General features: G+C 61.2%; 9 protein-coding genes. 3 read left to right on the forward strand and 6 right to left on the reverse strand.

What is annotated here, in order from left to right; all coding sequences use genetic code 11:
• Positions 1–69: 69 nt before the first annotated feature.
• Together ACUY1T_RS05770 and ACUY1T_RS05775 are read right to left on the reverse strand one after the other, a co-directional pair.
• Complete coding sequence (locus ACUY1T_RS05770; RefSeq protein ID WP_446020892.1) at positions 70–7,116, reverse strand: hypothetical protein; 7,047 nt, start codon at positions 7,114–7,116, stop codon at positions 70–72.
• A gap of 64 nt (positions 7,117–7,180) precedes the next feature.
• Entirely contained in the window at positions 7,181–8,047 is an 867-nt protein-coding gene (locus ACUY1T_RS05775) for a LysR family transcriptional regulator (RefSeq protein ID WP_446020894.1), read from the reverse strand.
• 244 nt (positions 8,048–8,291) lie between these two features.
• Here ACUY1T_RS05775 and ACUY1T_RS05780 point away from each other — a divergent pair, with 244 nt between their 5' ends.
• Positions 8,292–8,960 (forward strand): FMN-dependent NADH-azoreductase, encoded by a 669-nt coding sequence (locus tag ACUY1T_RS05780; protein WP_446020896.1) that lies wholly within the window; start codon positions 8,292–8,294, stop codon positions 8,958–8,960.
• Positions 8,961–9,106: 146 nt separating this feature from the next.
• Positions 9,107–9,418, forward strand: coding sequence for a cupin (locus ACUY1T_RS05785; protein WP_446020898.1), 312 nt, complete (start codon positions 9,107–9,109; stop codon positions 9,416–9,418).
• Positions 9,419–9,484: 66 nt separating this feature from the next.
• Here ACUY1T_RS05785 and ACUY1T_RS05790 read toward each other — a convergent pair whose 3' ends face one another.
• Both ACUY1T_RS05790 and ACUY1T_RS05795 read right to left on the reverse strand, forming a co-directional pair.
• The gene (locus ACUY1T_RS05790) at positions 9,485–10,126 is read right to left on the reverse strand and encodes a nitroreductase family protein (protein ID WP_446020900.1); all 642 of its coding nucleotides are present in this window, start codon (positions 10,124–10,126) and stop codon (positions 9,485–9,487) included.
• A 15-nt stretch (positions 10,127–10,141) separates the two neighbouring features.
• On the reverse strand, positions 10,142–11,080 hold the full coding sequence (locus ACUY1T_RS05795; RefSeq protein ID WP_446020902.1) for an EamA/RhaT family transporter: 939 nt from the start codon (positions 11,078–11,080) through the stop codon (positions 10,142–10,144).
• A 155-nt stretch (positions 11,081–11,235) separates the two neighbouring features.
• Here ACUY1T_RS05795 and ACUY1T_RS05800 point away from each other — a divergent pair, with 155 nt between their 5' ends.
• Complete coding sequence (locus tag ACUY1T_RS05800; RefSeq protein WP_446020904.1) at positions 11,236–11,643, forward strand: MarR family winged helix-turn-helix transcriptional regulator; 408 nt, start codon at positions 11,236–11,238, stop codon at positions 11,641–11,643.
• Positions 11,644–11,657: 14 nt separating this feature from the next.
• Here ACUY1T_RS05800 and ogt read toward each other — a convergent pair whose 3' ends face one another.
• On the reverse strand, positions 11,658–12,185 hold the full coding sequence (gene ogt / locus ACUY1T_RS05805; protein WP_446020905.1) for a methylated-DNA--[protein]-cysteine S-methyltransferase: 528 nt from the start codon (positions 12,183–12,185) through the stop codon (positions 11,658–11,660).
• Positions 12,169–13,107 (reverse strand): DNA-3-methyladenine glycosylase family protein, encoded by a 939-nt coding sequence (locus ACUY1T_RS05810; RefSeq protein WP_446020907.1) that lies wholly within the window; start codon positions 13,105–13,107, stop codon positions 12,169–12,171. The genes ogt and ACUY1T_RS05810 overlap by 17 nt, the downstream gene beginning before the upstream one ends.
• Positions 13,108–13,216: the final 109 nt, after the last annotated feature.

Below are 13,216 nucleotides of genomic sequence, written 5' to 3' on the forward strand. Positions count from 1 at the left end.
AATCGCCACGACAAATAACAGATCAAAATAAACACCCAGCCCGGATCATTATCAACCATAACCAGGGGTTCAAATTTCGGACTGTCTCTCAGGTAGGTAGACCCGGTCCCCAGGATAGATGACGCCAGGGTCAATGATATGCTCCAGATTGAGCACCACAACCTGCTCAATATCGTACCCACGCTGTAACGCTATCCCACCCATGGTTTGATTCATTTCCACCGTCACAGCAACGAAACGCTCTTCATGGGCCGGATTAATACGTCCGCTCTCCCCCATAGCACCATTGGGATGCTCGGCAACTTGTCGCGCTATCGCCCAACCGACAGATGCTTCATCCGTTCCCAGGAGCACAGGAATCCATTCGTTGCCATCAGCATCCGTCACATGGCTCCCACCTTGTTTCAGGAAAGTCCCGTGAGGGAAAAAAGCAACTGTGGTTGAGGCGTTGACTGGATCAGCGTGCAAGGGGAGACCTTGTCGATCAATGACGACCAGCTGGATTGCCTCGGTCAATGGCTCGAATGTCGTCGGCTCGTCAGCGAGCCTAAGGGGTACGTTATCGGCTTTCTCACCGGCCGGCGGCGTCTCGGGTGGTGAAAAGTTGGATGGCACATAGCCGAAGAGTTCAGGATCGATCTCTTCGGCCTCCGTATTAACCTGCTCATCTAAGTGGTCTTTCATCCCCATGGCGGCGGCGGGTATCAAGGTCCCGGTAAATCCGATCAGAGTGGCGACATCACGCTTGTTGAACTTGGCGATGCCGCTCAGGTGTGGCATGTGCGAACTGAGCCAGGAGCCGACTTTTTTCCCCACCGCGCTATCCCGGATCCACAAGCGAGTCGCTCCACCGACAAGCATGGTGTTTGTGGTGGCGTTATATCCCGTCATTGCATCCGGCGGCCAACCACTCGTCCATGCACTCGACGCCAAACCCTCGGCACCTCCGGCCACGAAGAAGGGAAGTGCTATGTCATCCACAGCGGACATGGCCGGCTTGCCCGTTGACGCTTCCTGGAAGGTTTTTGCCATATAGGCCGAGTTCCCGAGCGCGTATGCCCAAGCCTGACCAGCGTCGGCCCACCCAACACCTCCGCCCGGGGGTTGCAGCTGAAAGTGCCCGCTGTCGTTGACCGTATAATTACCAACGGTGCCGGGGACATTAATCGCGAAAGTTAAGAACACCCCTCCACGCAACAGTCTTCCCCAGCCAGTATCTACGGCTGTCGCGCTGGGGAATACGGCTTGTAACCCCAGGAGAGCACCACGCACCCCATAGGCCAATGCATTCAGTGGCATCGAAATCTCAGGTGGTCCTCCCAGGGAAATTGCGCCACCGAGAGTACCCGCGCTCAGCAGCAGAAAGCGAATGGCTTTCTGATAGCTGCGTGCCGACCCCCAATTTCCCTCTCTGCCGTTATAGAGGGCAAAGGGCTGGGTGTCCTGATTGTTGGGGTTGAGCACTCCACGCAATTGGCTCGCCGATTTGTCGGTGACAAGGACATAGGCCTCATTGTCGAAGTCGCGATTCCGCAGGACTCGCCCACTCCCCGAGTCCTGAATATGGACGGTCTGGTGACCATTGCCGCCATCGCTCAGGGTATAGATGGTCGGCTGTTCGCGTCGGCTCGTCGACCAGCGGATATGCCCATCACTATCCACACGCCCACCACGCAGCACCGTCCCTTCACGCAAGACAAAATTGGTGCTGTCCAACCGGCCAGGCTGAACGAAGTGAACGTGGTGTCCCGCGGGTAAGGCCCCGTCCACCGATGCCTGATTCAATGCATCCAGATCGCCAAGCCGGTAAAGGCGAGGTAGCCCAAGGGGTGGCGTGGGATCTCCATGCCGGGCCGGCAGCTTGCCTTGGGTCAATGTCTCGGGCGCGCCCTGGTTGGGGCGCGCGGCCCGCGATGCCTGATAGCCCATGCCGACGCCGAAGAGTCCGCTGGCCAACTCTGTCAAGGCGGCGGTTTTCTCCAGCCTGGTCATGTCGTTCCAATTCGTCGCCAAATTGGCGCCGGAATAGCCCATCAGCGGAATACCGATCCCCATGGCGGCCCGATCGAGGCCGCGTGCCGTACTGAAGGCGACACCGCGACGGGTCAGCTGCTCGGCGGCCTCCTGATACATGGGGTTCTGGCTCCAGCCTTTCCCCCAGGTATTGACGGCCCCGGTACTCGTCCGTACGGCCACCCCCGCTGGGGTACCTGCCCGGGTGAGGCCGGCGACGCGGAAGGCACTCGCCCCCATGGGCAAGAAGGAGGTTATCAACATCGCCCCTTGCATAACCCCTTCCGTACTGGCCAGCGGCCGGCCATACTCATGCATCTCATGAATATTGGAAACACTGCGTGCCCCGAAGTAAGCACCTCCTGCGAAGGCGATAGGTACCGCGATTGGTGCCAATGGTGGGATGAAAGAGGCGAGAGTGGCGATGCCGGTACCGATACCGATGATGGGATCCAGCCACTGTTCGGCGACGCTCAGCTCACGAGCCTGATGCCACTCATAGGTGAGAGCGCCACTGGCATCGGTCAGTCGGTTGGGGCTTTCCGGCAGAAACACATGCCCCTTATCGGACAAGTAGTTATGCTGCCGGAAATCATCGAAATTGCGATATTTGCTTCCGCTCTCGTCGACCAGCCATGTCTTGCCGTCACCATCTTCTACGGTAAACAACGCTGTATCGCGTATCCCATGGCTATCCCGATAAAGGATAGGGATGATACCAACTTCGGCGTTATCGCCTCCGATCTCGCGCAGTTGATCCTCGACAGCATCCACGAGTTCCTCGTCATCGCTGCCCAGTGCCTGATCGAGCACCTCACGCGCGTCGTCATCGTCCAACTTGATCGACTCCGGCAAGGCTTCGAGGCGATCCTCGATCGCTGTTCTTGCCACCTCAGGGTTTTCTTTATAATAATCTTCGATGATATGCCCATTTTCAGGGTCGAGCCGATCATCGAGGGAGTAATCCTGCCTTAGATGGTCGTTCCATTGCGCCGACTCTTGCAACTCTTCACGATCATTCACCACCTGTGCACGCACGTCGCTCAACTCACCGGCCTGCAGGCCATTTGCCAGATCTACCGAGTCGACTCCACTGGCCATGGCCAGCTCCATGGCCTCGCCCGATGCCTCAAACCCTGCCCGAACCAAGCCCTCTTCGGTCGTCAGCAGCGCCTCCTGACTGTCAAGCAGTTCGGTGCGCGCCTGTGTCAGGCTGCCGTGCTCACCGTTCGCCTCGAGGTATACCTCTTCCATCTGCCACGCGGCCTGGACACTCATCTCATGCTCCGCAGAGGCCCCGTCATTGAGCAGCTTCCAGGTCGATGGACGACTGGCACGGTAGTCGGATTCCACGGCGGCCAATGCCATCTCTTCGGCGGCGGTTGCACTGCTTTCACGTTGTGACCTGGCGGCTTCCAGAGCGCGCAGGGCCATCGCCACATCGGGATGGACGCTACGCTGTTCGCCAACGGTCGTCACCGGCATGGGGTCCATGATCTGCAGGCCGCCAGGGTCGAGCACCTGCTCATCGATCGTCACCAGCACGGGATCTACCCCGTCAGGCAATGCCTCGGTCAATTCCCGTGTCGTGCCAGTTCCATAACGCTCGACCTGGTCGCCATAGGCCTCCTGGGCTTCCTCGTAGGCCTGTTGTGCCGCGGCCAGAGGGTCTTCTTCTCCATCTTCCCCATGAGCCTCCCACCAGTCGGCCCACTCCCGGTCAAGACGCAATTGTTCTTCGGAACGTCCCTCCGGGGCGGTGCCCGGGGCGTAAGTCAGTGGAAAGTTGCGCGGCTCATCCTCGTCTTCATAAACATTGCGCAGATAGAGCTGACCATTGTCGCCCACGATGATGCCGGAGTCCGCCCCCATTATGGCGCCCGTCGAAATGTACTGGGCGCTAGGTCCCACTGCATCTGGATCCTTGAAGGTGAAGCCATCGGGATCGACGTGATCCGGATGCTGTTCACCGTACAGATCCTCCGCCCGTTCAGTAATGTCCTCACCGTCCTGAAGGACTTCGTGGCTGGCTTCCTTGTTCCGATAGGCTTCCGCAACATCCGGGTGCACCCAGCGCATCACGCCATCGATCTCGATACGCTCCGCCTCTTCGCCACCGGGCGTGACCGTGCCTTCGCCGTGCTCCTCGAGCTCGTCCTGATAGCGTTGTTCCAGCTCCGAAATGGGGGCATCCGCCGCTTCACGCTGCTGCTCGGCGAGCCACTCATTGACAGCGCTTTCGGCTTCGTGCCGATCCTCCATCATTCCTGCCAGGCTATCTTCTGAGCTGTAGCGATACTCCTTATATCTCGCCCAGTCATCATCGATCAGCTGTTCGGTCGGCGTCCGCCTTAATGTATCGCTTTCAGGGTCAAAGGTCAGCTGTGTTTCCAGCGGCTCATCCAGGTTCTCAAAGGTGGAAACCAGGAATAATTGACCATCGCGCTCGACGATTTCTTGGCTCTGTCGTGCACCTGAGTGCTCTTCGATCGGGTCCCCTAGCCGCTGCGGAGTGGTGTCGGTAAAGCCTTCGGGCTTGAAATGATCGGGGTGTTCCTGGCGCGCCTGATCTAAGATTCGCGTCCTCAGGTCTTCATCGATGTCCTTACCCTCGGTGAACTCCTGCCAGGCCTCGTTGGCCTCTCGCTGCGCCTGGGAGAAGTCATCAGGTATCTCTTCACCCGGTGCAGAGGTGAGCGGTAGCTCCTTCGTCGTCTCCTCGAAGCCCTCGCCGTAGGTATTGATGACAATGAGCTGACCATCGCGCTCGACGACCCGCGAGTCCGTCAGTTCGCCCGACTCCCACTCATAGTCTCCCCCCGGTCCACCAGGGCGCGTCTCCGAATAGCCCTCGGGACGGAAGTACTCCGGGTTGGCTGCCCGGGCGGCCTCAAGGGCTTCCTCTTGCAGCCGCATAGGCTCCTCGCCCAGCTTCAGTTCCTGCCACTCCTCGTTGAGGCGCCGCTGTTCGTCCGACAGACCGCTTAGGTCGCTATCAGGGCTCAGGGTCAGTGGCTTATCCAGGGGACTATCGCGGTCTGCATAGATATTGCGCAGGTAAAGCTGGCCATCTATCTCAACCACGGACTGGTGCAATAGCTCCCCGGTATGCTCTTGTTCCCCCGAGGGGTTTCTAGGGCTAGCCGTTTCAGTGGTCTCCTCGAACCCTTCCTCCTTGAAGTAGTCCGCGTAGTCCTCATCATTACGATAAGCCTCGAGGACATCCTCCTTGAGTCCATCGGCTTCCTCTTGCAGATCTTGGAATTCTTGCTCCGTTTCCAGGTAGTCTATCCAGGTATTGGCACTGTTCAGGCTCTCTTGGGCGTCATCCAAGCTCAGCCCTAGCTGTTCAAAATCCGGCGGCACCCAGCGCAGCCCATGCGGTGCCCACAACTCATTGATGCGCTCGATGGCAGCGTCCATGGCATCCTCGTACTCGTCATCGAGCCCATAGACCGCCAACTGCGACAGATCGCGCGTGGCTTCCGCCTCTGCCAGTCTCAGCGCCAGCCTTGCCGACTCCCGATCTTGGAGCACCTCGGCAATGGCCGAATCCACCCACTTCCATTCGCCCTGGTAGAGCATCGCGACCCAATCGCCTCCCGAGGGGGCATCGTCACTCGGCGGCTTGCCCAGGGGATCGCCTTCTTCCGCCTCTTCGCCAGGCTTGATGACATCGCCCTCATCGCCATCTTCGCCGAGGATCTCCTCGAGCGCGTCTTCCACCGCCTGATCCTGATCCTCCAGGTCGGCTTCGAGCTCATTGAGATCCTTGAGGTTGCCCTCGTCGTCCCGCTCCGCCAGCATCTCGTCGATGACGGCCTGCAACACCCTGTCCTCGTCGGAGCCATCGGGATCGAGCTCAAGCAGTTCCTCGGCCATAGACTGCTCTTTCGTTCCCCGCTCGATCGTGATCTCCTGGTCATCTTTGTGGCGGTGCAGCGTCAGATCGCCATCCGGTGGGGTCGTCAGCGTATAACCGTTGTCGGTAACTTCTCGCGTCGTCTCTCCTTCGGCGTTGGTCGTTTCCTTGATCTCGCGGCCATTCGCCTTGGTCACTATTTCCGTGGTACTGCCACTGGGGAGTTCGGTCCGGCGCGTCTCGTTGCCGTCGGCATCGACATGCAGCGATGAATTACCGACACCCGGGCCCGAGCTATAGCTGGCAATCACTTCGCCATCTTCCGCGTCGACGATGCTGGTGGTGTATTGTTCACCGCCATTGCCCAGGGCATTGGTCTCGGACTGGATCACGTAACCCGCCGCCCGCAGTTGGGCCTCGATTTGCTCGCGGGTCAGATTACGCTCCTCGGCGATCGCATCGATGCCCTGCCCAGCGGCGAGAGCCTCGGCGATGCCATCGACGCCCTCGCGGGTCGTCTCCTGTCCAGGATCGAGTGTCGTGCGGTTGCCGTCTGCATCGATCACCGTCGTAGTGGTGTTACCATCAGCATCGGTGGCCTCTTCCACTATCACGCCATCTTGCTGCTCGGTGAAGTTGTATTCGGTAACGGTCTCGCCCGTCTCACCATCGACGACCTTGATCGTGGTCTCGCTGCCATCATCGGATTGTGTGCCCTCGAGCTCCAGACCACCGGCCTCGAGCTGGTCGAGAACATCCTGGGGGCTGATGCCGTATTCCTCGGCGACCTGGGCGATGCTCTTGCCCGAGGCAACGTCGTCGACGATCTCCTCTGCCGTTTCCGCGGCGGCGTTCTCGTCGGTCTCGACATTGTCCACCGGCTCGACCGTGTGCACGTTCTGGAAGGGGTCCTCGCCTCCTTCCAGGGTAAAGTTTTCCGGCGCTAAGTCCGGAAACAGATATGGTTCGTCCTGGTTGAGGTCAGGAAGTAGAGCCAACGATTCCAGGTATGCCGGTGAATAGACGCCATAGCCTGGAAAAGGCGCGCTGTTCGTGGCCTGAACCGGCTGGAAGGTCGTGCCAGCGTTCCACTGCGGTGTCGTGCCCGTCTGCTGTGGGGTGAACTGTGGCTGGCTGGCCGGGCGCGGCTTGGCCGCTGCCCTGACAAGAGCCTTGGCAAAGATCGAGTCACTCCCGGTCGAGGCCCTGGCGGCCAATCGCATGACGCTGCTCAGTCGCATTCTTGTTCTCCTCCCTGACGACAGCCTTCGGACCGTCCTCTCAGCCAACGATGTGCCCGGGCTCCTAGGCCGGCTCCGCTACCGGGGTGGGGCAAAGATGTTCGACGATCCGGTCGGCCAAGGCCGAGAGCACGGTCTGGTCTCCCGTCGGGCTGGTCATCAGCATGAACTCGGCCTCAGGCAGCAGAGGCAGGCCATGCTCTTCCGACAGGGCAACCAGCCCAGGGCCGATCTGACTCTCCGGCATCGGTGCCAGGGCAAATCCTCCCTCCACTGCCGCTCGCAGGCTGGCTCCGCTGGTGCATAGCATGGCCATGCGCTGCGGAATGCCGGCCAGCGCCAGTTGGGTCAAGGCGGCTTCGCGGTAGGGACAAGCCTCCGGGAACAGGGCCAGGGGTAGTGGGGAGGGCAAGCGTACAGGGCAGCGGTCGGTCCAGGCCCAAACCAGCGGTTCGTGCCATAGCAGGCGCCCCGGCTCCTGCGAGCCGCACTGAGCTCCCAGTATCAGGTCCACATCGCCTCGCTTCATGGCCACGATCATGTCGCCGGGTATACCCACCCGCACGCCGAGTTCGACTTGTGGGTTGTCTTCCACGAACTCCCTGAGCGCGCGCATCAGCGTGACGGTGACGCAATCCTCGGCAACTCCCAAGCGAACATTGCCTTGGTAAGAGGAGCGAGAAAGCTGGGTCATGGCATCACGGTTGAGCGCCAGGATGGCCCTGGCATACGCTGCCAGGCACTCTCCGTCCGGTGTCACTTCGAAGGCCCGTGTCGTACGGCGAAGCAAAGGCTTGCCGACTTGCGTCTCCAGACGACGCAGGTGCCCGCTGATGGCCGGCTGGGTCAGGTGCAGGCGACTGGCGGCCCGAGTGAAGCTACCTTCATCGATGACGGCGACGAAACTCCTCAAGAGAAGCAGATCGAGCATATGCATATCTGTCCATGATAAATATGGCTTGCAGTTTTTATGTATCACTCGGCAGCTCGTCATAGTGATGCCGCCTGATGATTTCTTCTGCCCTACCGTGCTGCCTTACCCCCTCAAACATCGTAGCAGAGTTACGAAAAAAACATCATCTCGGTTCATTATAAATACCATCACATGATTTAATTTATATTTCCGATCCAAAAGTGCTGGCATATAAGAACAAACAATCACCGAGATTTGTATCATGACAATTATCCTGCATGTCTCGTCTTCTCCCCGCCGGCAGCGCTCCGCGTCGTTGGAAGCCGCTCACAGCTTCATCACGAACTTCCGTGGACATATACCGGACACCCAAGTGAAACATTTGGATCTATGGGACATCGAGCTCCCCGAGTTCGACGAGAGCGCCATGGCCGCGAAATACGCCGGGCTAGCCGGCACACCGCTGACGCCAGCTCAGCAACAGGCCTGGGATCGCCTGCGTCAGCTCGCTTCCCACCTGCACGAGGCCGACCTGCTACTGTTTTCGATGCCGCTGTGGAATTTCAGCATTCCCTATAAACTCAAGCACTTCATCGACCTGGTATCGCAGAAGGACATCCTGTTTTCCTTCGATCCCGAGTTCGGATTCAGCGGCCTGCTCACTGGCAAGAAAGCCATCGTGGTTTATGCCAGGGGACTGAGCTACGCCAACGATTCGTTTACACCCTCGCAAGAATACGACTACCAAAAAGTATACTTCGAGATGTGGTTGAAGTTTGTCGGCATTACCGATATCGAATCGGTGATCGTGGAAAAGACTCTCTTTGGCAGCGAGATCGACGGCGAAGCGCGCCGACACGCCTGCCTGCAGGCGGAGCAACTCGCAGAACGTCTGGCGCTCTCCCACCAGGCGGCTCGAATCCCATCCTGACCTTCGGCAGCGGCAAGGATGGCGAAACGGCCGATTCGCCGAGCATAATGGCTTCGAGCGCGAACCTGGAGAGGCACTCAGGCTTGCGCTCGAAGCTTCGGGTGTTCACCCGGAAAACCGTATCGTAGCGCGAAGGACACAGCCGCATGGAAATCACCCGCAGCCGGGACTTCACCGCCGAGCGCGCCTGGGGCGCCAAGAACATCGCCAATATGAACGGCATCACCACCCGCCTGCATTGGACAGACCAGCCATACCGCTGGCACATCAACGATGGCGAGGAAGTCTTCGTGGTGCTCGATGGCCAGGTGGAGATGCGTTATCGCAGCGAGGGCGTCGAGCATTCACGGCTGCTGGAGGTGGGCGACATCTTCTTTGCCTCGACAGGCACCGAACATGTCGCCTGTCCTGTAGGCGAAGCCAGGGTGCTGGTTATCGAGAAGGAAGGCAGCGTCTAGGCACCATCCAAAAACTGCCTACGCTCGCCGACTTTCTGGACGGTACCTGGAAGACCAACGGGGCCATCAGGCCCCGCTCCATTCCACCAAGAAGCGCTCCCTGGGCCAGCGCACCTTGGCCTGCCCAGCCAGGCGATCTTGTTGCGTATCGCGATAGCCAAGCGCCAGCAGCACTACGCTACGCAGCCCCTGCGCCTCAAGGCCCAACAGTGCATCCAATGCCGGCGGGTCGAATCCTTCCATCGGTGAGGCATCGATCCGTTCCGCTGCCGCTGCGGTCAAGGCCGTGCCCAGGGCGATATAGGCCTGTCGAGCCGCCCACTGCTGCCGCGCCTCCGGCGTGGTGAAACCGGCAACGGCAGCATGGAGCGACTGTCGATACCCTTCCAGCTCCGCTGGGTCGAGCCCCCGCGCTGCGGCGGTCAGTGCGATCAGCTCGTCCACATGCCGGCCATCCACCTCGGTCCAGGCGGCGAAGATCAACAGGTGGGAGCACTCGCTGACCTGGGGCTGGTCGCACGCAGCGTGCCGGATCCGCTCGCGCAGCGCTGGGTCTTCCACCACCAGTACACTGTAAGGCTGGAGACCGTAGGACGACGGCGCCAGACGTGCGGCCTCGAGAATGTTATCTAGCGTGCCTTGGGGCACTTTCCTGCCATTCATTCGTTTGGCGGCATAGCGCCAATGCAGGGCTTCCATGGGGGTCATGCAACTCTCCTGTGGTCAGACTTCCGCCGTGGCAGGCGGTGGCGTTTCGCGGCGCACGGCGCCACGGTGGAACAGGACCGCACCGAGGACCACCAGTGCCCCCGCCAGGCCCAGGTAGGGCGGTACCGTCTCGCCCAGCAGCGAGACCGCAATCAACGTGCCGACCAATGCCGCCACCATGCCGATCTGGCTGAGGTAGACGGGGCCGGCGATTTTCTGCAGCACGAAATAGAAGACGTAGAGCACCGTGAAGACGGCCACTTCGGCGAGCAGCAGCCGAAGCACCCCTGTCGAGCCGAGCAACTGTGCCAATTGCCGGGCCTCGAATGCCAGCACGAAGGGGGCAAGCGCCAGCGCGCCACCCAGCAGCATCAGCGCAGCGAGGTAGACCGGCCCTGCCTCGCCGGGCCAGCGCAGGGTGCGATAGATATTGCCCAGCGCGATGATCAGTGGGATCGTCAATACCAACGCGACCCAGCCCTGTGCGCCTTGCATGCCGCCCGCCTTGGCCCACGCCAGCAACACCCCTCCTGCCAGCCCCAGCAGCACGCCGAGCAGCCGTAGCGCATTGACGCGCTCCATGCCCATCCCCACTGCAATCACCCAGGTCACCAGAATCGGGAAGGCAAAGCTGAGCGAGACGAACCCAGCCCCCACGTGACGCACCGCCAGGAAGCCCAGCGCATTGGGCAGGGCAAACAGTGCGCCCGAGACTAGCGCGTACTCGACGATGCGCCTGTCGAGTCGCATCGGCTGACGCTGCTGGGTTGCCAGCGCCAGGAGCAGCACGCCAGCGCCGGTCACCGCCACCATGAGGAAGCTCAGGCGCGGCGCACCGGCTCCGTCGGCGACTTTGGCCACGACCAGAGACAAGGCCAGCAGGCTGCCGACCAGTAGCAGGCAAGCCAGGGCATACCAGCCGGTGCGGTTGCGCAGTTTCGTAGAGTTGGCCATGATCGGGCTCCTGTTTCGCGCGGCGAAAGATTCTCTACAGAAAGTATCTTGATGGAAAGATAAACACACCTATGAATCGTGTCAAGCAAGCCATTGCCCAATGGCAACGAGAAATGCCCGAGCTCGACCTGCTGCCGATGGAGGTAGTGGGATATATGAAAACCACTCAGCTGCTTACCCAGGAGCGGCTACAGGCCTTCTTCAAGGAGTACGGCCTGCAGTTGGGAGAGTTCGACGTACTGGCCACGCTGCGGCGCTCGGGGGCGCCCTACCGGCTGGGGCCGACGCAGCTGTTCGAGACACTGATGGTCTCGTCGGGAGGCATGACCAGTCGACTGGATCGCCTGGAGAAGGCGGGCCTGATCGTGCGCTCGCCGAATCCCGAGGATCGGCGCGGCACGCTGGTCTCGCTGACCGAGGAAGGCTTGGCCCTGATGAACCGAGTCGTGCCTCGCCACGTGGCGAACGAGGCCCGAATGCTTTCCGCTCTCAGCCGTGAGGAGCAGCAGGCACTGGGCGAGCTCTTGAGCAAGCTGCTGGATGGGTTGGCCGAGGAGACCTGAGCTGGCACGGGCCGCTACGCGAGCGTGAACAGGTCGCTCTGCCGCTGGCGCCGCTCGTGCTCCACCAGCCAGCGCTTGCGCGGTAGCCCGCCGCCATAGCCGGTCAGGGTGCCGTTGGCACCGATCACCCGATGGCACGGTACCACGATGGCCACCGGGTTGGCGCCATTGGCCAGGCCGACGGCGCGGCTGGCACCGGGGCGTCCGATATTTGCGGCCAGCTCGCCGTAGCTGATCGTGGTGCCGGCCGGAATCTGGCGCAGCGCTTGCCATACCTGGCGCTGAAACTCGGTGCCGCCGGTGGCCACCGGCACCGCATCGAGATGGGAAGAGTCACCGGCGAAGTAGGCCTCCAGCGCCTGCCGGATGACCTCAGGCGCTTTGCCTTCGACGAGTTCGTAGTGGCGATAGTGGCGCGCCAGCAAGCGGTGCAGCCGTTCGTCGTGGCTGTCGAATTCCAGCGCTCGCAGTGCGCCTTGGTCATCGCCAACCAGTCGCAGCTCGCCCACGGGGGACGGCAATCGATCAAGCCAGAGTCGCATTGCACTTCTCCTGTTGCGGTTTTTCTGCCGTCGTGGTGGCCGCATCGGCATGCCACAGATGCATCACGGCATAGGCACGCCAGGGCCGCCAGGCCTCGGCACGCGCGAGCAGCTCACGCGGCGTGGGGCGCCGGCCCTGCTCCGCCAGCGCACGTTGCAGCGCCACGTCGCGGGGCAGGAAGGCATCGCTCTCCTGCAGCCCGCGCATGGCGATGTAGTGCGCCGTCCACTCGCCGATGCCTGGCAGAGCACACAGGTGAGCGACGCTCTCCTCGAGACTCGCACGGCGCTCGAACAAGCGGGGCTGCTCGAGATAGGCCGACGCCAGTCGCACCAGAGCGGTGGCTCGCGCTCCGGGCATGCCGAGCGCTCTGATCTCGTCGAAGGTAAAGCGCTCGGGGGTGGGAAACAACCGGTCCAGGCCGGCGTCCTCCTGGCCTGCCACGCGCTCGCCCAGCCGTTCGACCAGCCTGCCGGCCAGCCGCGTGGCGGCATCGACGCTGACCTGCTGGCCGAGGATGGCCCGCACGGCGACCTCGAACGGATCCCATCCGCCCGGCACGCGAAGCCCCGGGCGGCTTTCTACCAGGGGTGCCAGTGCCGAGTCACGACCGAGCCCCCGGCGTATCGCCTCGGGATCGGCCTCGAGATCGAAGAGCCGCCGCAAGCGAGCGATGACATTGGGCAAGGCTGAAAGCTCGGGCAGCCGGATCGATGCATGCAGCGCGCTATCGCCGGAAACATCCTTCACACTTACGCTGCCGGCCGTTTCGCCGATGCGGAAAACCCGGTGATAGCCCTCTCCATCGATGCGCTCGAGCCCCGGAATCGTCCGCCGGGACAGGAAGGCCAGTATCGCCTGCCAGTCATAGGGCGGGCGGTAGGGCAAGCGCAACATCGACTCGGAGTAGGTTTTGTTCACGTGGTTCATGGCTCCATTCTAGGCTATGTCTGAAAACTGTCTGCGCTTGGCCATACGGCGTCAAAAATCAGCTCGTGCGCGAGTCAGATCAAAATACTCATTTACACCA

This window comes from Billgrantia sp. Q4P2 (genome assembly GCF_052806135.1).